Origin of the sequence: Sinomonas notoginsengisoli (assembly GCF_021554725.1) — a bacterium.
Lineage (GTDB): Bacteria > Actinomycetota > Actinomycetes > Actinomycetales > Micrococcaceae > Sinomonas > Sinomonas notoginsengisoli.
This window is the reverse complement of the sequence record NZ_JAIZDP010000006.1, coordinates 114,441-136,658: the sequence shown is the minus strand read 5'-3', so window position 1 is coordinate 136,658 and position 22,218 is coordinate 114,441. Positions and strand designations below refer to the sequence as shown.

At 70.1% G+C, this 22,218-nt stretch carries 21 protein-coding genes; 9 read left to right on the top strand and 12 right to left on the bottom strand.

The features are described from left to right. Positions 1-23: 23 nt before the first annotated feature. From LF262_RS11760 to LF262_RS11735, 6 genes are all read right to left on the bottom strand, one after another. Positions 24-1,112: a DUF2891 family protein gene (locus LF262_RS11760; RefSeq protein ID WP_235780579.1), complete on the bottom strand. Its 1,089-nt coding sequence runs from the start codon at positions 1,110-1,112 to the stop codon at positions 24-26. 13 nt (positions 1,113-1,125) lie between these two features. Further along, a complete protein-coding gene (locus LF262_RS11755; RefSeq protein WP_308190532.1) occupies positions 1,126-1,482 on the bottom strand; it encodes a 5-oxoproline transporter, DUF979 family subunit in 357 nt (118 codons plus the stop codon). A 132-nt stretch (positions 1,483-1,614) separates the two neighbouring features. Beyond that, positions 1,615-2,295 (bottom strand): GntR family transcriptional regulator, encoded by a 681-nt coding sequence (locus LF262_RS11750; protein ID WP_235780577.1) that lies wholly within the window; start codon positions 2,293-2,295, stop codon positions 1,615-1,617. A 32-nt stretch (positions 2,296-2,327) separates the two neighbouring features. Continuing rightward, positions 2,328-4,094: an acetyl/propionyl/methylcrotonyl-CoA carboxylase subunit alpha gene (locus LF262_RS11745; protein ID WP_235780576.1), complete on the bottom strand. Its 1,767-nt coding sequence runs from the start codon at positions 4,092-4,094 to the stop codon at positions 2,328-2,330. Next, complete coding sequence (locus tag LF262_RS11740) at positions 4,087-6,054, bottom strand: 5-oxoprolinase subunit B/C family protein (RefSeq protein WP_235780575.1); 1,968 nt, start codon at positions 6,052-6,054, stop codon at positions 4,087-4,089. The genes LF262_RS11745 and LF262_RS11740 overlap by 8 nt, the downstream gene beginning before the upstream one ends. 47 nt (positions 6,055-6,101) lie before the next feature. After that, positions 6,102-6,857: a LamB/YcsF family protein gene (locus LF262_RS11735; RefSeq protein ID WP_235780574.1), complete on the bottom strand. Its 756-nt coding sequence runs from the start codon at positions 6,855-6,857 to the stop codon at positions 6,102-6,104. Positions 6,858-7,096: 239 nt separating this feature from the next. Between LF262_RS11735 and LF262_RS11730 the strand changes: the two genes are divergently transcribed. Both LF262_RS11730 and LF262_RS11725 read left to right on the top strand, forming a co-directional pair. Further along, positions 7,097-8,359 (top strand): MFS transporter, encoded by a 1,263-nt coding sequence (locus tag LF262_RS11730; RefSeq protein WP_235780573.1) that lies wholly within the window; start codon positions 7,097-7,099, stop codon positions 8,357-8,359. Between the two features lie 65 nt (positions 8,360-8,424). After that, a complete protein-coding gene (locus LF262_RS11725) occupies positions 8,425-9,213 on the top strand; it encodes a putative hydro-lyase (RefSeq protein WP_235780630.1) in 789 nt (262 codons plus the stop codon). Between the two features lie 3 nt (positions 9,214-9,216). On the opposite strand, the gene LF262_RS11720 is transcribed toward LF262_RS11725, so the two are convergent. Beyond that, the gene (locus LF262_RS11720; RefSeq protein ID WP_235780572.1) at positions 9,217-11,859 is read right to left on the bottom strand and encodes an ATP-dependent DNA ligase; all 2,643 of its coding nucleotides are present in this window, start codon (positions 11,857-11,859) and stop codon (positions 9,217-9,219) included. Positions 11,860-11,904: 45 nt separating this feature from the next. On the opposite strand from LF262_RS11720, the gene LF262_RS16960 reads away from it, so the two are divergent. Then, entirely contained in the window at positions 11,905-12,033 is a 129-nt protein-coding gene (locus LF262_RS16960; RefSeq protein ID WP_268933815.1) for a hypothetical protein, read from the top strand. A gap of 103 nt (positions 12,034-12,136) precedes the next feature. Next, positions 12,137-13,054, top strand: a complete 918-nt coding sequence (gene ku / locus LF262_RS11715) for a non-homologous end joining protein Ku (RefSeq protein WP_235780571.1) — start codon at positions 12,137-12,139, stop codon at positions 13,052-13,054. Positions 13,055-13,204: 150 nt separating this feature from the next. Here the strand turns inward: ku and LF262_RS11710 are convergent, their stop codons facing one another. Beyond that, complete coding sequence (locus tag LF262_RS11710; RefSeq protein WP_235780570.1) at positions 13,205-14,056, bottom strand: Rieske (2Fe-2S) protein; 852 nt, start codon at positions 14,054-14,056, stop codon at positions 13,205-13,207. A 134-nt stretch (positions 14,057-14,190) separates the two neighbouring features. On the opposite strand from LF262_RS11710, the gene LF262_RS11705 reads away from it, so the two are divergent. Both LF262_RS11705 and LF262_RS11700 read left to right on the top strand, forming a co-directional pair. Next, positions 14,191-14,457, top strand: a complete 267-nt coding sequence (locus LF262_RS11705; RefSeq protein WP_235780569.1) for a hypothetical protein — start codon at positions 14,191-14,193, stop codon at positions 14,455-14,457. A gap of 42 nt (positions 14,458-14,499) precedes the next feature. Beyond that, the gene (locus tag LF262_RS11700; RefSeq protein ID WP_235780568.1) at positions 14,500-14,775 is read left to right on the top strand and encodes a hypothetical protein; all 276 of its coding nucleotides are present in this window, start codon (positions 14,500-14,502) and stop codon (positions 14,773-14,775) included. Between the two features lie 32 nt (positions 14,776-14,807). Here LF262_RS11700 and LF262_RS11695 read toward each other — a convergent pair whose 3' ends face one another. Together LF262_RS11695 and LF262_RS11690 are read right to left on the bottom strand one after the other, a co-directional pair. Then, positions 14,808-15,470 carry a response regulator gene (locus LF262_RS11695; protein WP_235780567.1) on the bottom strand — a complete coding sequence of 221 codons (663 nt, stop codon included), beginning with the start codon at positions 15,468-15,470 and terminating at the stop codon, positions 14,808-14,810. Next, positions 15,467-17,209 carry an ATP-binding protein gene (locus LF262_RS11690; RefSeq protein ID WP_235780629.1) on the bottom strand — a complete coding sequence of 581 codons (1,743 nt, stop codon included), beginning with the start codon at positions 17,207-17,209 and terminating at the stop codon, positions 15,467-15,469. The genes LF262_RS11695 and LF262_RS11690 overlap by 4 nt, the downstream gene beginning before the upstream one ends. Positions 17,210-17,419: 210 nt before the next feature. Here LF262_RS11690 and LF262_RS11685 point away from each other — a divergent pair, with 210 nt between their 5' ends. Genes LF262_RS11685 through LF262_RS11675 form a run of 3 tightly spaced genes read left to right on the top strand, consistent with a single transcriptional unit; the run spans position 17,420 to position 20,213 of the window. Beyond that, positions 17,420-18,250: an ABC transporter ATP-binding protein gene (locus LF262_RS11685; protein ID WP_235780566.1), complete on the top strand. Its 831-nt coding sequence runs from the start codon at positions 17,420-17,422 to the stop codon at positions 18,248-18,250. Between the two features lie 5 nt (positions 18,251-18,255). After that, positions 18,256-19,155: an ABC transporter permease gene (locus LF262_RS11680; protein WP_235780628.1), complete on the top strand. Its 900-nt coding sequence runs from the start codon at positions 18,256-18,258 to the stop codon at positions 19,153-19,155. Positions 19,156-19,157: 2 nt separating this feature from the next. Beyond that, positions 19,158-20,213 carry an ABC transporter substrate-binding protein gene (locus LF262_RS11675; RefSeq protein ID WP_235780565.1) on the top strand — a complete coding sequence of 352 codons (1,056 nt, stop codon included), beginning with the start codon at positions 19,158-19,160 and terminating at the stop codon, positions 20,211-20,213. A 206-nt stretch (positions 20,214-20,419) separates the two neighbouring features. Here LF262_RS11675 and LF262_RS11670 read toward each other — a convergent pair whose 3' ends face one another. Both LF262_RS11670 and LF262_RS11665 read right to left on the bottom strand, forming a co-directional pair. Further along, positions 20,420-21,193 carry an SDR family NAD(P)-dependent oxidoreductase gene (locus tag LF262_RS11670; RefSeq protein ID WP_235780564.1) on the bottom strand — a complete coding sequence of 258 codons (774 nt, stop codon included), beginning with the start codon at positions 21,191-21,193 and terminating at the stop codon, positions 20,420-20,422. Between the two features lie 19 nt (positions 21,194-21,212). Next, positions 21,213-22,061 carry a sugar phosphate isomerase/epimerase family protein gene (locus LF262_RS11665; protein WP_235780563.1) on the bottom strand — a complete coding sequence of 283 codons (849 nt, stop codon included), beginning with the start codon at positions 22,059-22,061 and terminating at the stop codon, positions 21,213-21,215. Positions 22,062-22,218 lie beyond the last annotated feature (157 nt).

The following is a 22,218-nucleotide window of genomic DNA, read 5'->3' as shown; positions in this document are numbered from 1 at the left end:
GGCGGTCGTGGCGGCGATGCCGGTCAGCGGTTCTCGAGGGCGCCGATCGACTCGGCCGCATCCCAGGCGAAGCTCGCGAGCCAGTGCGTGGACATGAAGTCCCCGCTGTCGAGGCCCCGGAGTCCCGCGGCGAAGAGCGGCTGGACGGCCGCCGCGAGCACCGGCGCTGCCGAGCCGACGGCGGAGAGCGAGCCATCGGCGTCGTGCGCCCTGAGGACGGCGACTATCCGTGCCAGCTGCCCCGAGCGGGTCAGGTTGAGCCCGTGGAGATGGACCATGTAGCCGTCGGTCTCGTCTGAGACGCCCACAGGGGTGAGCATCCGCGAGCCGGTGCCGAGGCCCGGGAGGAACCGCCCAAGCCACGCGGCGAAGTCTGCGGGGGAGAGGACGCGGGCCATGAGGTCAGCCTCGGACAGGCCAGCCGAGAGGAAGTCCTGGCCCGACAGCTCCCACTCTGACGGCCAGCCGGAGTCGTCGGCGAACCAGTGCCGGGCGGCAGCCTCGCACGCGGCCGCGGCATCGTCCTGGCGCAGCACGCGGAACGCGTCCACGAGCCACGCGAGCCCGAATGCCGAGTTGGTGTGCAGCCCGTGGCGCACCGGGTACTCGGCCCTGTCCAGCCACGCGGAGACCAGACCCGCGACCGTGTCCACGCACCCGGCGAGGTTCGCGCCCCAGGCGCGCAGGCCGGCGTCGTGCGAGGAGGCGCACGCCGCGGCGAGCCGGACCAGCCACGCCCACCCGTACGGCCGCTCCCACGTAGGGTTCGCCGCGAGGTACGCGGCCTCGACCGAGAGCTTCTCAGCAGCCAGGTTCGCCCCGAGGGCGTCCCGCAGCCGATCCGCGGCGGCGGCGTCGAGCCGGCCGGAGTCCAGGACGCTCACGCCGAGCCAGTGCATGTGCACGCACGAGTGCCAGTCGAAGGACGTGCCGAACGCGGGGTGCAGCTCGTGCGGCATGGCCGTGTCCTCGGCCGAGCGACGCACGTGGTGCGCCGCGTAGGGGTAGGGGCGGGCGAGGTTGTCGAGGACGACGGCGGCACAGCGGCTTGCAGCGTCAGGGAACAGTGCCTCAGGGAACAGAGCGTCTGGGAACAGGGCTTCGTGGTCCATGGATTCCCTCCTCTCAGTGGAACGCGAGGAAGTACATGAGGGCAGTGTTGACCGCGAGAAGCGGGATTGCGGTCCCAACCTGCGCGGTGATCACGCCGTACTTGTTCTTCATCTCGAGGAGGGCAGCGGGCACGAGGTTGAAGTTCGCTGCCATCGGCGTGCACAGAGTGCCGCAGAAGCCGGCCAGCACGCCGATCGCGACAACGATCGCGGGGGTGCCGTGGAACTCCTGGACCAGGACGGGCCAACAGATCGCCGCTGTCATGATCGGGAACGCAGCGAAGCCGTAGCCCGTGAGGATTGTGAACAGGAACATGCCCACGCAGTATACGATCACGCCCGCCGCGAGGGAGCCGGGGGTCGCTGTGATCTAGAGCATACCGGTTTGTTCAACAATCGAGCAAGAGTTTTGTTGAACAATATTAGGTATGGCTCACGGGATGTGCGTCATGCCGGCCAAGACGTCCCCCTGGCCCTGCGACTGTCCAGTGGGACGCGCCGGTCAGGCGGCGGCGAGAGCGTCGAGGAGCTGGCGCTCGGCGGTGTCGAGGTACTCGGCCATAGCCTCGGCGGCCTTGGTTGCGTTCCCCGCCTCGAGGAGCTCGAGGATCCTCGCGTTCTCCTCGACGTACGGCGCGTGGAAGCGCGGGTCAGCGCCCATGGTCGAGAACACGAGCCGCATCTCGGCAAGCACCTGCTCCATGAGCTTGTCGAGGCGCTCGCTCCCGGCTCCTCCCACAAGGGTGCGGTGGAAGTCCTGGTTGGCGCCGGCCATGGCGACCACGTCGCCAGCCTCGGCGGCTGCGCGGGCCCTGTCCACGATCGCGGCGAGCTGCTTGGTGGGGTGCTCGGGGGCCCACAGCAGCGCACCCGGCTCCAGGAGGCGGCGGACCCGGTAGATCTCCTGGATGTCCTCGCGAGTCGGATGCGAGACGAACACGCCCCGGTTGGGGATCCGCGTCACGACCCGTTCCGTGCTGAGGGTTGCGAACGCCTCGCGGAGGGTGTTCCGGGAGACGCCGAGTGCCTCCCGTAGCGCCTCCTCGGCGAGCTTCGCACCTGGCGCGAGCCGCCCGTCGGCGATGGCCTGCCGCAGTTGCGCCGCGACCCACTGGCCCGTCTCGGCGTGCTTCGACTTCCCGGCCGCGGTACGAAGGCTGGGCAGGATCGCGTCGGTTGTCATGGTTCCAGCCTATCCAGCCTCAGAGGCCCCTCTCAGTCGCCGACGATGGTGGTCAGGACAGTGCCGGGTGCCACGGCGGCCCCGGTGGCCGCGCCGTGCTCGCCGACTGTCCCGGAACGGTGCGCTTGGACGGTCGTCTCCATTTTCATGGCCTCGAGGACGACGACGCCGTCCCCCGCCTCGACTGCCGTACCCGGCTCCACGAGCCACTTGACCACCGTGCCGCCCATCCCGGAGGTGAGGTCCGCGGCGGTGGCCGCAGCGCCGGAGGAGGCCGCGCCGTCGTGCGCCGAGCCGGCATGTGCGCGGGCGCCTGTCCCGAGGCCCGCGAGCAGTTCGGCGGGCAGGCCGAGCGTGACCCGCTTGCCGTCGAGGTCGATCGCGAAGGTGCGGCGCGCGCCGTCGTGCCCGGCGGGGGCGGTGAACTCAGGGCTCGCAGCGAGGTCGCCGGCGAACTCGGACTCGATCCACGTGGTGTACACGCCGAACGACTCCGCGCCGTCCTCCGCGGCGAACGCCGGGGAGCCCACGACGGCCCGGTCGAACGGGAGGACCGTGGGCAGGCCCTCAATCTCGAACTCCCGCAGCGCCCACCGCGCACGGCGCAGGGCCTGCTGGCGGTCCGCGCCCGTGACCACGAGCTTCGCGAGGAGCGAGTCGAACTGGGCCGGGACGGTGAAGCCCTCGCGGACGCCCGAGTCGACCCGGATGCCCGGGCCCGTGGGCGTCGCGAACCGCGTCACCTTCCCGGGGGAGGGCAGGAAGCCCCGGCCGGGGTCCTCGGCGTTGATGCGGAACTCGATCGAGTGCCCGCGCGGCTCAGGGTCCTGAAGGACCGGCAGCACGCCGCCGTCCGCGATGTGCAGCTGCGCCGCCACGAGGTCGACCCCGGACGTCTCCTCCGTGATCGGGTGCTCCACCTGCAGCCGCGTGTTGACCTCGAGGAAGCTGACCGTGCCGTCCGCGCCCAGCAGGTACTCGACCGTGCCCGCGCCCACGTAGCCGGCCTCGCGGCAGATGGCCTTGGCCGAGGAGTGGATCCGCGAGCGCTGATCGGGGGTGAGGAACGGCGCGGGCGCCTCCTCGACGAGCTTCTGGTAGCGGCGTTGGAGCGAGCAGTCCCGGGTGCCCACCACGACCACGTTGCCGTGGGTGTCCGCGAGGACCTGCGCCTCGACATGCCGCGGCCGGTCCAGGAACTTCTCCACGAAGCACTCCCCGCGGCCGAACGCCGCCTGTGACTCCCGCACGGCCGACTCGTAGGACTCTTCGATCCCCTCCATGGACCGTGCCACCTTCAGTCCTCGGCCGCCGCCGCCGTGCGCCGCCTTGATCGCCACCGGAAGGCCGTACTCCTCGGCGAATGCCCGGACCTCGGCAGCGGACTCGACCGGCGCATTGGTGCCCGGGGCGAGCGGCGCGCCGGCGCGGACCGCGACCTCGCGGGCGCTGACCTTGTCGCCGAGGAGGCGGATGGTCTCCGGGGAGGGGCCGATCCACGTCAGCTCCGCGTCCGAGACGGCCTGCGCGAACGTCGCGTTCTCGGACAGGAAGCCGTAGCCGGGGTGCACAGCGTCTGCGCCGGAGCGCCGCGCCACGTCCAGGATCTTCTCGATGTCCAGGTACGTCTCGGCCGGGGAGGTGCCGCCGAGCGAATACGCCTCGGTGCAGGCTGCGGCGTGCGGGGCGTCCGCGTCCGGGTCCGCGTACACGGCGACGCTCTCGATGCCCGCATCGTTGCACGCACGGGCAACGCGCACGGCGATCTCGCCGCGGTTGGCAATGAGGACTCTACGCATGGGGGGTTCCTTCCGAGGTACCGGCATCCCGGGTCTGCGGGCTCTGGGAGCTCTGAGGGTTCTGGGGGTTCTGGGGGACGAAGCGCACCTTCGCGCCGGGGGGCAGCTGGGCGGCCAGATCGAGATCCGCGCTCACGACGACGCCGATCACCGGATATCCGCCGGTCACCGGGGCGTCGGCGAGGAACAGCACGGGCAGGCCGCTCGCAGGGACCTGGATGGCACCGCGCACGGTCCCCTCGCTCACGAGCTCCCCCTCGCGGGAGCGTGCCAGCGGCGTGCCGTCGAGCCGCACGCCGACGCGGTTGGACTGGGGCGTGACGGTCCACTCCTGCTCGGCGAACGAGGCGAGGGACTCCTGGGTGAACCAGTCCTGCCGCGGCCCGGGGATGACGCGCAGCGCGGTGACGGCATTCCCTGGTGCGTTGCCTTCGGTGCTCTCGCCCGATGCGCCGGGCAGCGGCGGCGGGACCTCCGGGAAACCGACTACGTGGGCACCCCGTGGGGGCAGCACCGCAATCGTGTCCCCGGCGGCCAGCGGTGCCGGGCCGATGCCCGAGAGCGAGTCCGCGCTCGCGCTGCCGAGCAGGTGCGGCACATCGAACCCCCCGCGCACCGCGACGTAGGTGCGCAGGCCCTGCGTCGGGGCGCCCACGGCGAGCGTCTCGCCGGCCAGGAGGGCGAACGGGGTATCGAGGGGCGCCTCCCGCACCGCCGGCCCTTCCGTTGCGGGGTCATGTCCCTGCGTTGCGGGGTCATGTCCCTGTGTTGCGGGGTCATCGGCGGTCGATGGCGGGGTCTCTGGTCCACTCGGGCGGGCCGCGGTGGTGATCGTCAGTGGTACCCGAGCGCCCGTGACGGCGATGACCTGGTCCTCCGCCGCGCGCAGCTCGAGCCCGCCGAAGAGCGACTCGAGCCCCGCGGCGCCGGCGCCGTTGCCAACGATCCGATTGGCCCGCCGCAGCGCGCCGCGGTCCAGTGCCCCGGCCGGGCTCACGCCGAGTGCTGCGCGGCCGGGCCGGCCCAAGTCCTGAACCGTGGTCTGCAGGCCCGGACTCACGACGACGAGCCCAGACTTGGCGGCCCGGCCCACCTCGGAGCTTCCCTCGCCGCTCTCGGAAGGGCCGCCTTCTGCTGGATGCGAGGGCCTCTGGGCCGGTTCAACTCGCCGTGGGCCGGAGGACGCGGGAGCGGATGCTGCGGCGTCGGATGCAGAGGCGTCGGATGCCGCCGTCGGAGCGGTGGAGACGGTCGCGGACTCGCGCACCGGGGCGAACTGCACCCTGTCGCCGGGCTGGACAAGCGCGGGCTCGTCGCGACCGAGGTCCCACATGGGTGCGTCGGTCCGCCCGATCAGCTGCCAGCCGCCCGGCGACTCCCCGGGATAGACGGCCGAGTAGGTACCCGCGACGGCCACGGAGCCTGCGGGGACCGCCGTGCGGGGCGAGGTGCGCCGCGGAACGGAGGGCGCGGCGTCGTGCGTCAGGTAGGTGAACCCGGGCGCGAAGCCGCCGAACGCGGCGTCCCACACGGCCTGGGTGTGCGCCGCGACGAGGCCTTCGGGGGAGAGGTCGGCGAGCCGGGCGGCCTCGTCGAGGTCGGCGCCGTCGTAGACGGTCTCGATGCGCACGAGCCGCCCGGGGGCCCGCTCGGCGGGGTCGAGCTGCGCGGGTCGGAGGGCTCGCACGTAGGCAGCGGCTCGCGCGAGTTCCTGCCCGGAGGGGGCGACGATGAGCACCGTGGTCGCCGCCGCGACGACGTCGACGACGTCGATGTCGCCGGCGTGCTCGGCCGCGGCGAGCTGCGAGGTGAGAGTGAGGACCGCGGCGAGGGAGCGGAGCTCGACGAGGACGGCGCGGTCCCCGGCGGGGCGCAGGCCCACGATGGGGTGCGCGGGCTCAGCGTTCCGGGTTTCAGCGTCCTGGGGCTCGCCGGCGGCGCGCCCTACCGGTGCCCTCATCGTGACACGGTGGTCCGCGGCCCGCCGCGCTACGGTAGATCGGCGCTTCACGCGAAGCTCGCGATCTCGACGCCGGCGGCCGTGATGGCCTCGCGGATCCTTGCTGCCATCTCCACGGCACCCGGGGTGTCGCCGTGGACGCAGATGCTGTGCGCCTCGAGGGTGACGCGGGTGCCGTCGATCGCCTTGACCCCGCCGTCGAGGATGCGCAGGACGTGCTGGACGATCGCGTCGACATCGTGCAGCACTGAGCCGGGCTCGCGGCGCGAGACGAGAGTTCCCTCCGGGGTGTAGGCGCGGTCGGCGAACGCCTCGAAGACCGTCCTCAAGCCCGCCGCCTCGGCCGCACGCTGGATCTCGGAGTTGGGCAGGACGAGCAGTGGCAGGTCCGGCGCGACCTCGGCCACCGCCTTCACGACGGCCTTCGCCTGCGCCTCATGGTGCACGATCGCGTTGTACAGGGCGCCGTGCGGCTTGACGTAGCGCACGTCGGTGCCTGACGCGCGGGCCAGCCCCTGGAGCGCGCCGATCTGGTAGATGACCTCGTCGGTGAGCTCGTTCGCCGGCACGTCAATGAAGCGACGGCCAAACCCGGCAAGGTCGCGGTAGCCGGGGTGCGCACCGACCACCACGCCGGCGTCCGCGGCTGCGAGGCACGTGTGGCGGATCTGGCGGGGATCCCCCGCGTGGAAGCCGCACGCCACGTTGGCGCTCGAGACGCTGGTGAAGATCGCGGCGTCGTCGCCGAAGGTCCAGTTTCCGAACGACTCGCCGACGTCGCTGTTGAGGTCGATGCTTGCCATGAGTGATCTCCGTCTCAGGGGTATGTGTATCCAGCATGCATCACCTGGCCATATTGTTCAACAATAATTTTCGGCGCTCCACGACGATTCCGTGAACTGGGTCACGGAAATCCCTAGACATATTGTTGAACAAACCTCTACGCTGGTGGGACCTCGGGCGATGACGCAGTGGCGCCGCCCGGCAAGCAGAGTCGAACAGAGTCCCCCGGGCGTCCGCCCCAAGATCCGTGAGGTTTGCCATGTCCCATCTCGAGAACCAGACCAGTGAGGATACTGGGCGCTTCGCCTGGTACCGCACCCTCGGGGAGCGCGGCCGCAAGGCCTGGCTCGGTGCCTTCGGCGGGTACGCCCTCGATTCCTACGACTTCCAGGTGCTGCCCCTCTCGCTCGTCGCGATTGGTGCCTACTTCCACATCTCGACCGGCGAGGCCGGCCTCTTGACGACCGTCACGCTCGTCGTCTCGGCGGTCGGCGGTGCGTTGGCCGGGATCCTCGTTGACCGGATCGGACGCACCAAGACCCTCATGATCACCGTGGGGACGTTCGCCCTGTTCACGGTCCTGTGCGGCTTCGCCGGCAGCTTCGAGCAGCTCCTGGTGTTCCGCACGCTGCAAGGCCTCGGGTTCGGCGGCGAGTGGGCCACGGGCGCCATCCTCGTGGCCGAATACGCGAAGCCGAAGTACCGTGGGCGTGCTGTGGCGTTCATCCAGAGCTCGTGGGCGGTCGGGTGGGCGCTCTCTGTCCTCGCCTACACCTTGGTCTACAGCCTCGTGCCGCCGGATACCGCCTGGCGCGTGCTCTTCTGGACCGGTGCGCTCCCGGCCCTCCTGCTCCTGTTCCTGCGCCGGAACGTCAAGGACGCCGACGAGGCCACGGAGCGGCGGCTCTCGAGCGAGAAGCGCGGCAGCTTCCGTGAGATCTTCACCGGAAGCCTGGGCCGCACCACGTTCTTCGCCGCGCTCCTGGCCACGGGAGTCCAGGGCGGCTACTACACCCTCGCCTCCTGGATCCCGACCTACCTCAAGGTGGACCGGGGCCTCAGCGTCGTGGGCACCGGCGGCTACCTGACCTTCCTCATCTCCGGGGCCTTCATCGGGTACGTCTCCGGCGGGTACCTCACCGACCGCCTCGGCCGGAAGAAGACCTTCCTGCTGTTCTCGGTCCTCTCGGCGCTGATCATCTTCGCCTACGTCAACATCCCCGCTGGTGCCAGCACGCTGGTGCTCATCCTCGGCTTCCCGCTCGGCTTCTTCATGTCCGCGATCTTCAGCGGGTTCGGCTCGTTCCTGTCCGAGCTCTACCCCGCCCAGCTGCGCGGGACAGGCCAGGGCTTCACGTACAACTTCGGCCGGGCCGTCGGGGCGTTCTTCCCGACCCTCGTGGGGTTCCTCGCCACGACGCTCGGCGTGGGCGGAGCTATGGTCTTCGGTGCCGCGGGGTACGGCATCGCGGCGCTGGCACTGCTTGGCCTGCCTGAGACGAAGAACCGCGAACTCGCCTGATCAATCACACCAATCAATCCACCGAACAACTCCACCCACCGAAGAAGGAGCCAGCTTTGACGACCATGGACCTGGTCCCGCAATCCACCACCCCGCAGCAGGCCAGGGCGGCGTTCCGCGGCGGTCTGGCGGTACCCACTTCAGGGTGGGCCACCGGGTACACGCAGCTGAACATGATCTCGGTCCCCGCCGACTGGGCCTACGACGTCCTGCTGTTCTGCCAGCGCAACCCGAAGCCATGCCCCGTCCTAGACGTGACAGACCCGGGATCGACGACGACGGCGCTCGCCTCCGAGGCTGACCTGCGCACCGACATCCCCCGCTACCGGGTGTGGCGGGACGGCCGCCTCGACGGGGAGCCCGCCGACGTCGTCGACGTGTGGCGCGAGGACCTCGTGACGTTCCTCATCGGCTGCAGCTTCACCTTCGAGTCGCCGCTGGTGGAGGCAGGCATTCCCCTCAGGCATGTTGACCAGGGAAGGAACGTCTCCATGTACCGCACGAAGATCGCGTGCCGCCCTGCGGGCCGGATGCACGGACCGATGGTCGTCTCGATGCGGTACATTCCCGAGGACCTTGTTGACACGGCCGTCCGGCTGAGCGCCCGCATGCCCGCTGTCCACGGGGCCCCGGTCCACGTGGGCGATCCGCGGGCTCTGGGCATTGCCGACCTCGCCCACCCCGACTACGGGGACGCGGTCACGCCCGAGTCAGGCGACGTCCCCGTCCTCTGGGCCTGCGGAGTCACCCCGCAGGCGGCCCTGCTGGCGTCCAAGCCACCCTTCGCGATCACCCACGCACCCGGCTACATGTTCATCAGCGACGCCCCCGACGCCGAGTACCTCATCCCCTGAACCTCACACGCTCAGGACCACGTCCGCAGGGTCCTTGTCCGGACGCCACCCGCGCCACACCGGGTGCCGGAGCCTCCCGCCGGAGGTCATCTCCGAGTACGTGACCTCGCCCACGAGCTTCGGCCTCACCCAGTGAGCATCCCGCGCGTCGGCGGCCGGAACGTCTTCGAGCGGCGACGTCTTCCGCTCGAGGGCGTGCAGGCGCCGCGCGATCTCGGCGAGCATGCCCTCGGTGAAGCCCGAGCCGACCCGCCCCGCGTACGCCAGCCGCCCGGCGTCGTCAGGGATGCCCAGGAGCAGGGAGCCGATCGTCGCTGCCCGGCTCCCGTTGCCCTCCCGCCAGCCGGCGACGACGACTTCCTGGGTCCGCTCGTTCTTGATCTTGACCCACGCGCCCGAGCGGCGGCCCGGCTCGTACCGGGTGCCAAGGCGTTTGGCCACGATGCCCTCGAGGCCGTGCTCGGCCGAGGCGGCGAGGACGTGCTCGGCGTCGTCACGGGCGCCGCTGGCCGCACCGAACAGCGGCGAGAGCTGGGCGTTCTCCGGCAGGCCGCCCTCGGCGAGGAGCTCGAGGGCCGCACGGCGCTCGCGGAACGGCAGACGGGTGAGATCCCTGCCCTCGTACTCGAGGAGGTCGAACAGCACGATCCGCACGGGGACCTCGCGGCGGGCCCGCTCGACGTCGGCGGGGCGGGTCAGGTTCATGCGCTGCTGGAGCAGCCCGAAGTTGGGCCGGCCCCGTCCATCGAGAGCCACGATTTCGCCGTCGAGCACTGCGGGGCCGAGCTCGATGAGCGCACCCAACTCGGGGTACGTGGCCGCCTGGTTGATCCCCTTGCGACTCAGGAGGCGGAGCGGCTCGGCACGGGCGTCCACGATCGCGCGGATCCCGTCCCACTTCATCTCGAACGCCCACTCCTCGCCCCGGACGAGCGCCGCTGTTCCGGTCTGGGCGAGCATGGGCTCGGGCGCCGGGCCGATCCGCGCTGACCCCGCCTCGGCGTCAGGCGACTCGGTTTCGCGCGCACCGGATGTTGCCCCGGCCGACGCGCCCGCAGCGCCCCTGGTGGTGGTCCGCCAGTGCCCCTTCGCCTGGTCCTTCATGAGGTGCGCGAGCCAGTTCTCCTTGCCGGAGCTCCCCTCGCCGGTCCGGATGAGTGCGAGCCGCACCCCCTCGCCCGTGTGCCCCAGCCCCTCCGCGACCGACTCGAGGCCCCCTCCCGGCCGTCCGTGCAGCACCACGACGATCTCGTCCTCGCGCCACTTCTCCGCCTCGTACGTGCCGGTGTCCCACACGGACATCTCGCCGGCGCCGTACTCGCCCGTGGGGATGGATCCGGAGAACGTGAGGTATTCGATCGGATGGTCCTCGGTGTGCACGGCGAGATTGTTCCGACCGGTCGTGGTGGGGATGCCCTTGGGGATCGCAAACGACGCCAGCACCCCCTCTCGCTCGAGCCGCAGGTCCCAGTGCAGCCGGCGCGCGTGGTGCTCGTGGATCACGAAGGCATCGTCGGCGCCCGCTGTCGGGGCCTGGAGCGGCACGGGTTCCGGGGTCTTCGCGGCGTCCCGCTTGGCCCGGTAGTCGGTGAGGCGGTCGCCTTCCGCGTCGCCTCGCGCAGAGAGCGCGGACGACGGCGCGCGGTCCCCGCCGTCGTCGTCCTCCCCGGAGGAGCGCGAGCCGCCGCGGCGAGCACCGGCAGTGGCGCGTGAGCGCGGGCGGGATGACCGGCCGGCGTCGTGCGCCTCGGGCAGTGCAGGCGGGTGGAGGGGGGCGAACAGGTCGCCGAACGTCTCGAGGCGGTCGGCCATCTCGTTGTAGCGCACATGTGCTAGATCAGGGGAGCTGATCTCCTCCCACGTCCGGGGCGCGGCGACCATCGGCTGGAACCGCCCGCGCATGGAGTAGGGCGCGATCGTGGTCTTCTGTCCGCTGTTCTGGCTCCAGTCCACCAGGACCCGCCCCGCGCGGAGGGTCTTCTTCTGGTCCGCGACCACGAGGTCCGGGTGGTCCGCCTCGAGGGACTTCGCGAGCTCGCGGGCCACGGCGGAGACGGCCTCCCACTCCTGGCGGCCGTCGAGCTTCGCGTAGAGGTGGATGCCCTTCGAGCCCGAGGTGACGGGCACGGAGAGGAGGCCCATGTCGTCGAAGATCGGTTTGACGAGCTGTGCGACCTCGACGCACTCGGGCAGGCCGGCGCCCGGGCCGGGGTCGAGGTCGATCACGAGCCGGTCGGGGTTGATCATCGTGTCCGTCGTGACCGCGCGCCACTGGGGAACGTGGATCTCGAGCGCTGCGATCTGGGCGAGCCAGATGAGGGTCGGGAGGTCATTGACCAGCGGGTACGAGTTGACCGAGTTGCGGTGGTGGAGCGTCACGCGCTCGACCCACTCCGGCGTGGACTTGTCCAGGTTCTTCTGGAAGAACACCTCGCCGGGCTCCTCCTCCGTGCCCACGCCGTGCACCCACCGCTTGCGGGTCGCGGGCCGGTCGCGGACGGCCGGGATCATGACCGGGGCCACCATGCGGTAGTACTCGATGACATCGCCCTTGTTAGTGCCAGCAGCCGGATACAGGACCTTGTCCAGATTGGACAGGCTGATCCGGCGGCCCTCGACCTCGATGGTCGCGCGCTGAGCTGCCATGCGGCTACCCTCCCATGGGCTCCGGTTCCGGAGGAAGATGTCCCCATGGATCTACCCGTGATGCCGCCGGTCGAACCGATGCTCGCCAAGCCCGTCAAGGAGATCCCCGACGTGGGCCACGCCAAGGTGACGGCCCCGCACGACGTCCGGAAGATCCTGCGCACGGACTTCTGAGCTCTGCCCCAACGCCGTTGACTGGCCGAAAGCCTCGCCGAAAGCCTCGCCGGGCGGGGGTTGCGGCTATCCAAGCCCGCGAATGTGCGGTTCACTTAGGCACATGCGTTCTATCTGGAAGGGCGCCATCAGCTTCGGCCTGGTCAGTGTGCCCGTGAAGGTCTACAGTGCCACCGAGGACCACGACCTCAAGCTCCATCAGGTCCATGATCGGGACAAGGGCCGCATCCGCTACCAGCGCCGCTGCGAGGTCTGCGGAGAGGTGGTCGAGTTCGCGGACATCGACAAGGCCTACGAGGAGGGCGGCCGCACGGTGGTCCTCACCGACGAGGACCTGAAGTCCCTGCCCGTGGAGCGCAGCCGCGAGATCGAGGTGGTCGAGTTCGTCCCGGACGATCAGATCGACCCCATGTACTTCGAGAAGAGCTACTACCTCGAGCCCGAGAAGATCGGCGCCAAGCCATACCAGCTCCTCCGTGAGACCCTCGAGCGGACCGAGCTGACAGCTGTGGTGAAGTTCGCCCTTCGGCAGAAGTCCCGCCTTGGGGCGCTGCGGGTGCGCGGGGACGTCATGGTCCTGCAGGCGTTGCTCTGGCCCGACGAGGTCCGCGAGGCCGCGTTCCCGATCATCGAGGACACTGAGGTGAAGATCTCCGACAAGGAGCTCAAGATGTCCTCCTCGCTCGTGGAGAGCCTCTCGGCGGACTTCGAGCCCGAGCAGTTCGCTGACGAGTACCAGGAGCAGCTGCGCCAGCTTGTCGAGGCCAAGCTCGCCAAGGGCGACGCCGTAGATACCGAGGAGACCTTCGGTGCGACGGCCGAGGAGGGGGAGGGCGCCGAGGTCCTCGACCTCATGGAGGCGCTGCGGCGCAGCGTTGAGTCGCGGCGGAAGTCGGGTGGCGATAAGGCGGGGACAGTCAAGGCGGGGACAGGCAGGGCGAAGAAACCTGCGGACGACGCCGAGGCCGCACCTTCCGAGGAGAAGGCGCCTCCCAAGCGGCGGACCCGCAAGACCGGCTGAGCTGGGCGAGACCGCTGGGCTCGGCGGGACGCCGGCCACGGATGGCTGTGCCTTCCTGCTCAGTCGGCTGCTTCGGTGGGGGTCCTGCGCGGCGTGTCACAAGCGGCACGCCGGGCAGGGCCGGCCAGAACGAGCAGGAGCGTACGGGAGCTAGCGCCGGGCCCTCAGCTGAACGCGCCCGTCCTCGACCCGCGCCTCATAGCTGGGCTCCGGCGCGCTCGCGGGCCCGTGAACCACGCCGCCGTCGGCGAGCCGGAAGGTGCTGCCGTGCCACGGGCACGTCACGCAGCCGTTCTCGAAGGTGCCCTCGTTGAGCGGGCCGCCGGCATGCGTGCAGGTGGCGTCGAGCGCAACCAGCCGGCCGGCGTCGTGCGTGACGAGAACGGGAACACCATCAAGGTCCACCACGCTGGGGCCGTCCGGTGCGAGATCGCTCGCCGGACCGGCATCCTGCCAATCGCCGGGGCCCTCGTGCCAGGCGGTCCGGTTCACGCGCACGCCCTTGCTGAACGCGAGGTGGCCGCCGAGGTAGCCGCTTGTCAGCAGGATGCCGAGGCCCAGATACGCGAGCCCGCGTCCGGCGCCGCGGGCGCCGGCCTTCCTAGCGGCGAGCGATGCGCCGTAGAAGCCTAGGGCGGTGACGTTGAGGGCAGCATGCGCGACGCCGACTCGGCTCACGGCACCAAAAGTATCGGACCAGTCGTTGAGGCCAGACGCGGCGGTCGGGACCGCGACGACCAGCCCTGCGGCGACCAGGACGTCGGCGGCGTGCTCCGAGGACTCACCGCCCACGGTGTCAAGGAGCGAGGCCATGCTCCACGCTCCGATCGGCAGGTCCGTGAGGACCGGATGCAGGGGATGGCCGGTCGGGATGCCGCTGAGCAGGTTGCGCACCACTCGCGGCTTGACGAGTGCCTGGGTGGCTTTCCGGAGCGGATCGGCGAGGGCATCGAGGGCGGGCCAGCGTTCGAGCCGGCTGACGGCGTCGTCCAACAGGTTCACGGGACTCTCCTGCATGCTGTAGCGGGCGCTATGACTCTGGTGACTTACCCGCGTAGATCCCCTTCACGCAGGCATGCATGGCAGACGTGGGCCGCGGGGTTTGGGCGCTTGTCGCCGCCGGTACACTCGCCAGCATGAGCGAGAGCGAGAACGCGGGTGCGCATCCGGTCCCGGACGCTTCACGCCACGGAGGGCGCGAGCGCCCACTGCGCCCCGAGGGCCAGTTCACGGACGGGGAGTATGACGTCGAGCCGGCCGGACAAGGCGAAGCGGTCGCCGGGGGCTCCCGGGAGGGCGGAGAACCGGCCTACGGGCCCGCCGTCGGTGCGCCCATCAGACAGCCGGGCCAGTACACCGATGGTGACTTCGACACCGGTGCGGACGCCGGGACCCAGGAGTAGCGGATGGGATTGGATCCCGATGGGAGCGGGTAGCGGTGCCGCATGACTGAGAACACCAGTGAGCCCGAAGAGCGCGAGTACAAGACCGGCAATCCGGACGACGAGCCGCGTGACTCCGGCGATCAGGCCAACGACATCCGCTTCAGCGAGGAGGAGCAGCTCATCCGGGAGCAGTCCCGCGGCAACATGCCGCAGGAGGACGACGTACCCCGCAACTACGCGGACATCGACAAGGCGATGGCTGGCATGGATGTCCCGGACGCCGAGCTGAACAGCGACGCGAGCGACAGCCCGCCGTACCACGGCCAGGAGCACTAGCCCTCACGGGCGTACGACGGCGCGTGCTCGACTCAGTCGCGACGCGGACTGTAGCGGTGCTCGGGACGGCCTGTGGTGCCGTACCGGAGACCCATTTCCACCGCGCCCTCCTCCACGAGGGAGGACAGGTGCCGTTGGGCGGTGGCACGGGAGATCCCGACTGCGGCGGCGACGTCGACCGCGGTCAGGGGCGTCGGCGCAGCCGTGAGCGCGTCCAGGACGGCGCCCTCCGTCACGGTCCGTGACTTGGTGAGCTGCACGGTCGCGGGCAGGAGGTGCCGCCGCGCGCGGTCGAGGGTGTCCTGGGTGAGGTCCGGAGAAGAGGTCATGAGCCGCCGGTAGCGCGAGTACCCGCGCAGCCGGTCGGCCAGCTGCTTCTCGGCGAACGGCTTCACGAGGTAGCCGGGCGCCCCGCGGCGGAAAGCCCGGGCAATCGCCGAGGCGTCGGTGGCGGCGCTGAGCACGAACGTGTCGACGCCGAGATCGGGAAGGATGTCGATCCCGCTCGCGTCCGGGAGGAACACGTCCACGAGCGCCAGATCGGGGGAGAACGCCCGGACGGCCTCGAGGGCGGCCGCGGCAGTGCCCACAGGAGCCAGTGCGGTGAAGCCAGGCGCGGCACTGACATATTCGGCGTGGAGCCGGGCGACCCGGAAGTCGTCGTCGACGATGAGGACCCGCAGGCTGCTGCTCATGCCATGACCTCCTCGCCACTGAGGTCCAGCACGCCGGGCAGGCGCGCGCAGAAGACCGCGCCCGGGCCGCCTGCCGTTCCGGGGGAGAGGACCCAGACGTCGCCGTCGAGGCTGCGCGCGATCTGGCGGGACAGAGCCAGCCCGAACCCTTCGCCCTGCCCGATCCGCCCGGCACGCCCCGTGGGACCCGTCGAGTACCCCTCGGCGAAGACCTCCTCCTGGTCGGCGTCCCCGAGCCCGTCGCCCGAATCCGAGACCGTCACGTACAGGGTGGGGCCGTCGCTGAGGACCTCGACCTCGGCCCACGCGGCGGCCCCGGCGGCCCCGTCGGCGCCGTCGGCGCGGGCCCCGCGGACTGCGGCAGCGACCGCGTTGTCCACGAGGTTTCCCAGCACCGTGGTGACGTTCTGCGGGTCGGAGACCCGGCCTTCGAGAAGCGTTGCGGCACCGAGCCGCAGTGGGACCCCCATCTCCGCTGAGCGCATGGCCTTGGCCCCGAGGAAGGCCTGCAGGAACGGGTCGTCGAGCCTGCCGGCGAAGTCCACGGGGTACTTGAGGGGCCCGGACCCGAGCGCCTCCTCGAGGTAGCGGGTGGCCTCGTCGTGCTGGCCGATCCGTAGGTATCCCGAGATGGCGTGCAACCGGTTCGCGAACTCGTGCCGCTGGGCGCGCAGGGCGGTGGAGAGGGCCCCCACGGCATCGAGTTGCCGGCTGAGGGCCTCGACATCGGTGCGGTCTCGCACCACCACCACCCACCCGAGCTTGCGCTGGCCACGAGTGACGCGCTTGGCCGTCACGATGAGGACCGAACCCCCGACGACCACCTGCACACCTGGGAGGGCGTCGCCGTCGTGCGCTTCCAGGAGAGCCAGCACGCGGGGAGGCAGCCCCAGCTCGGCCAAGGTGCGCCCGGCCGGATCGCTCAGCCCGAGGAGGCGCCGGGCCCGATCGTTGCACAGGGTGACTCGCCCATCCTCGTCGACCCCGATGACCCCCTCACTGACCCCGTACAGCACCACGGCCTGGTCCTGGACGAGCTCGCCCACCTCGGCGGGCTCTAGCCCCAAGGTGTCGGCGCGCAGGCGGCGGCTCAGCAGCGCTGTCCCCGTCGCGCCGATCACGACGGCGAGCGCGGCCACCGCCAGGATCGGTGCAATCGCACCGTTGAGGGCCTGGGCGACGTCGTCGGTGGAGAATCCGACGCTCACCTCTCCCACCACGGTGCGCCCGTCCGGAGACCAGACGGGCACCTTGGCCCGCACCGAGGGGCCCAGCGTTCCGGTCGCGAGCGAGGTGCTCTCCCTCCCCGCGAGCGCCTCCTCGGGGCTCGTGGAGACGGTCTCGCCGAGCCGCGCCGGGTCGGGATGGGACCACCGCTTGCCGCGCTGGTCGGTGATGACCACGAACAGGGAGTCGGTGCGGTCCCGCAGCGCCTCGGCGATCCGCTGCACTGCGCCGTCGCGGAGGGCGGCGTTCGACGGCGTGCTCCCGCCGTCAGCGGCGTCGGTGAGGGTCTTCTGCACGGTCTCCTCCACTGCGACGCTCTGGGCGACAGCGAGGGCCTTAGACCCGATCTCGGCAACGAGCCGCTGGTAGGACAGCCACCCGTAGATGCCCGCAGTGAGCACCACGACGATCACGACGACCCCCAGCTGGAGGGCCATCATGCGGGTCGAGAAGGGCAGCCCCCTCCTAGTGGGAGCCCGGCGGTCGCCGGGCACCGGCACCACGGTGTCCATTGCGTGCACACGCCTCACAGTAGGGGTGGCACGGCCGGTGCGCCAACGCGGCGTTGAGCAGAATGCGCACAAGGGGAAGAACGAGCTCATCGGTGGCAATGCGGCAAAGCGAGACAGGGCCTCAGGCCGCTCCGTAGCGTCTGTGGCGCAGACCACGTGGCCCTCGCCACACAGCCCCTGGCCAAGAGCCCAGCAGACAAAGGAGTCACCATGGCTTCCCCCGCGCCGCCCCTCATCGAACTGAGGTCCGCCACCAAGAGATTCCCCAAGAACGGAGGCGGAATCCACACCGCCATCCGGGACGTGACCCTCTCAATCGCGCCCGGCGAGTTCGTCGCCGTCGTCGGCCCCACCGGCTGCGGCAAGTCCACCACCCTGTCCCTCATCTCGGGCCTGGCCCCCGCCTCGGAGGGCGAGACCTACGTGCGGGGCGGCCTTGTCACCGGGATCCCTTCCGGCATCGGGTACATGTTCCAGGCCGACGCGACGCTGCCGTGGAAGACGGTCCTGGACAACGTCGCGTCCGGTCCCGAGTACCGGGGGGCCTCGAAGTCCAAGGCCCGCGCGAAGGCCCGCGAGTGGGTCGAGCGGGTGGGGCTCGGGAAGTTCGAGTCGTACTATCCGCACCAGCTCTCGGGCGGCATGCGCAAGCGCGTGGCGCTGGCCCAGACCCTCGTCAACGAACCCTCGATCATGCTCATGGACGAGCCCTTCAGCGCCCTCGACGTCCAGACGCGCCAGCTCATGCAGCAGGAGCTCCTGCGGCTCTGGGGCGAGAGCGACGCCGCGGTCGTGTTCGTCACCCACGACCTCGAGGAGGCCATCGCGCTCGCCGACCGCGTGGTCGTCATGACCGCGAGCCCCGCCACGATCAAGGCGGACTTCCGCGTGGACCTCGAGCGGCCGCGCAACGTCGAGGAGGTGCGCCTCACCCCCGAGTTCCTGGACCTGTACAAGCGCGTGTGGGACAGCCTGCGCGAGGAGGTCGAGATTGCCCGCGCCGCAGCCGGCAACCCCGTCCCGTCCCGAGGAGAGAAGTGAGCACCATGACCACCCTGCCCCTATCCACGGACACGGCTCACGACAGGGACGCCGGCTGGCTTAGCGCCGAAAAGGAGGCCTCACTCCTGGCCGGGGCGAGGAAAGCCAAGCGTGCCGCGGCGATCCGGGTGTGGGGGCTGCGCGCCCTCATCGTCGCGATTTGGCTCGGCTCGTGGGAGATCACCGCGACCTTCTTCATCGACGAGTTCTTCTACTCCAAGCCCTCGCTCATCTGGGGCCGGCTCGTCCAGTGGTTCACCTCCGGGACGCAGTTCGGCTCGGTGTGGGAGAACATCGGCTACACCGTCCTCGAGGCCACCATGGGCTTCGCCATCGGCACGGTGGCCGGGATCGTGCTCGGCGTCCTGCTAGGCCGCAGCCGGTACATGGCCCAGGTGTTCTCGCCGTTCATCAAGGCCGCCAACGCCGTGCCCCGCATCGTCCTCGCAGCGCTGTTCATTATCTGGTTCGGCTTCGGGATCTCCTCGAAGGTCGCCACAGTGGTGGTGCTCGTGTTCTTCGCCGTGTTCTTCAACGCGTTCACGGGTGCCCGCGAGGTGGACGGCAACGTGGTGGACAACGCCCGCATCCTCGGCGCCAGCAAGCGCAAGATCCTCACCTCGATCGTGCTGCCGAGTGCCACGACGTGGATCCTCTCCTCCCTGCACACGGCGTTCGGCTTCGCGCTCATCGGCGCGATCGTCGGCGAGTACGCCGGTGCCAAGCACGGCATGGGAATGCTCATCGCCAACGCCCAGGGCACGTTCGACTCGGCTGGCATCTACGCGGGCATGATCATCGTCACCGTCGTCGCGCTCCTGGCCGAATCCCTCATCACCGCACTAGAGAACAAACTCCTCACCTGGCGCCCGTCGCAGGCCCAGGGGCACACGGAAGGAATCTGAGAATGAACGCCACTTTCAAGCGCCGCGCAGCGCAGGCGGGGGCAGCGCTGCTCGCCGTGGGCCTCGCCGCCGGGATCAGCGGATGCCGCGACTCGCGTGCCGCGGCGGTGGACTCCGCCGCAGAGCCGGAGATCAACATCATCGTGGGCGGCCTCGAGAAGGTCATCTACATGCCGGCCAAGCTCTCCGAGAGCCTGGGCTACTTCGAGAAGGAGGGCGTCAAGGTCAACCTCCTCGGCGAGCAGTCCGGCGCCACGGCGGAGAACGCGCTCCTGACCGGCAGCGCCCAGGCCGTGGTGGGCTTCTACGACCACACGATCGATCTCGCCGCCAAGAACCAGTGCATCACCTCGGTGGTCCAGCTGGCCAACATCCCGGGTGAGGCCGAGGTGGTGGCGGCGTCCAAGGCGGACATGATCAAGAGCCCGGCCGACTTCGAGGGCAAGAACCTGGGCATCACGTCCTTGGGATCCTCGACGGACTTCCTGACCCAGGCGCTGGCCGGGCAGGCCGGCGTCAAGAACTACACACCGGCCAAGGTCGGCGCGGGCCAGACGTTCCTGGCCGCGATCGACAACAACGGCATCGACGCCGGCATGACCACCGACCCGACCATTGCCCAGCTCACCGAGAGCGGCAAGGGCAAGGTCCTCGTGGAAATGCGCACCGAGGAGGGCACCCGCAAGTCACTCGGCGGCCTGTACCCTGCAGCGTCCGTGTACATGGCGTGCGATTTCGTGCAGAAGAATCCGAAGACGGTCCAGAAGCTGGCGAACGCCTTCGTGCAGACGCTGCGGTTCATCAACAGCAGCAGCCCCGCGGAGATCGCCGCGAAGATGCCCAAGGAGTACGCGAACGGCGGCCAGGCGCTGTATGAGAAGTCGATCAAGGACACCAAGACCATGTTCAACAGGGACGGCATCATGGACGCGGAGGGCGCCAAGAACGTGCTCCGCATCCTCGACAGCTACTCGAGCAACGTCAAGGGCAAAAGCGGCACCATCGACCTGTCCAAGACCTACACGACCGAGTTCGTGAGCAAGGTTCCGGCCCCGTAGCCACGGAACCAGAACGCCGCAACGCGGCACCCCCGCGCTCCGGGGTGCCGCGTTGCCGGTCGCACAGAACAGCAGAGCCCGGTCGACGGCGCGGACTGTGCAGCCACGGACTGCGGTGCCGAGCGCGCAGCTGCGGGCGTTGGCCTATCTGCCACGCCGTAGAGCACCCTGAACCGAGGGGCTGGCCTCGGCGGCGCCGGGTCGGATCAGTGGATGTGGCTGCCGCCGTTGATGTCCACGGTGGTGCCGGTGAGGTACGAGGCGCCGTCGGAGGAGAGCCACGTGATGACGGAGGCGATCTCCTCGGTGCTCGCGGTGCGGCCGAGGGGTATGTCACGCGCGATCGCGGCCTCCTGCTCGTCGGTGCTGCCCACACGGATGTTGGTGTCGACGGCGCCGGGAGTGATCGCGTTGACGGTGATCCCGGTCGGGGCGATCTCGCGTGCGAGGGCCTTCGTGAAGCCGAGGATCGCGGCCTTGGCGGAGGAGTAGGGGACGCGGCCGAACACGCCGCCGCCGCGCTGGGCGGAGACGGAGGACATGTTGACTATGCGGCCCCAGCCCGCCTCGATCATCGCGGGCAGGAACGCCTTGGTGACGAGGTAGGTGCCCGTGGCATTGACGGCCATGACGTTGTTCCACAGGGCCAGGTCCGTCTCGAGGAACGGCACGGGGGAGGTGATGCCGGCGATGTTCGCGAGTGCGCCGACCACGGGCAGGCGGCCCGCGGCGACCTCGGCCGCGACCGCGCTCTGGGCGGCGTCGACTGAGGTTTCGTCGGCGACGTCGATCTGGTAGCCGAACGCGGGGACGTTGAACTCGTTCGCGATGTCTTGGGCGGTCTTCGCGGACTTCTCGCCGTCGAGGTCCAGGATGACCACGCCCCAGCCCTCACGGGCGTAGCGGCGGGCGGTGGCGAGGCCGATGCCCTTCTCGGACGTGGCCCCGGTGAGGATGGCGGTGCGCTGGATGCTGCTCATGGTGATTCCTTCTGTTTCTCTAGATGAGGTCTGTGATGAAGCTCGCGGCCTTGGCGGCTGCCGCGGGCCGCTCGTCGTCGGCGAGGTCGTGGGCTTCGAGTTCGAGCGAGAAGTGCCCGTCGAAGTCCGCGGCGCGCAGCGCGGCGAGGGCGCCGGCGAAGTCCACGGAGCCGTTGCCGATGCTGAGATTGATGTTCCCCGGTACCGCGTCGCGGAGGTGGACGTGGGCAATCCCGTCCGCGTCCCTCGCCGTCAGCGCGGCGATCGAGTCTTCGGGCCGGCTTCCCGAGGCGACTAGGTGGGAGAGATCGACGACGTGCCGCACCCGGGTGCCCACGAGCCGGTCGGCGAGGGCGAGGGCGCGGTCGAGGGTCCCGCACAGGCGGTAGGAGCGCAGCGACTCGGTCCACAGCTCCACGCTGTACTCCGCCGCGTGCTCTGCGGCTGCGCCGAGCTGGGCGGCCACCGCGTCGAGGTCCTCGTCCAGGGAGCGGATCGGCTCGGGCCTGAGCGCGCCGCAGGGCAGGACGAGCGCCTTCGCGCCCACCGTCTGGGTGAGGGTGAGGAGCCGGTCGAGGTGCGCGGCGCGCTCAGGGGTGAACACGGAGTCGAGCGCCGTGCCGAAAACAATGTTGAGGTCGCCGATGTCCCCGTTGACCGAGCGGACTCGTAGCCCCGCCGCCGCGACCGCCTCGGCGACCCGATCGGCGTCGTGCGCAGTGAGCTCGAACGGCACGTGGTCGCACACGCCGGGGAGAGCACCCACATCGATCTCCTCGAAGCCAAGCCCTGCCACGGTGGCGAGGGCCTCCGCGAGGGGGAGGTGCCGAAAGCTGATCGACGAGCAGCCGAGCCGGTCGTGGAACATCAGTGGTCTTCCTTCGAGCAAGAGTTGTGATGTCAACCACGGTAAGGCTCCTGTTGTTGACAGTCAACCTCTAAAGTTGACTGTTGACATTGACAGGTGGTGCGCAGCACACTGGCATATCATGTCGACTGTCAACATGACGGCGGCAGCTAGAGAA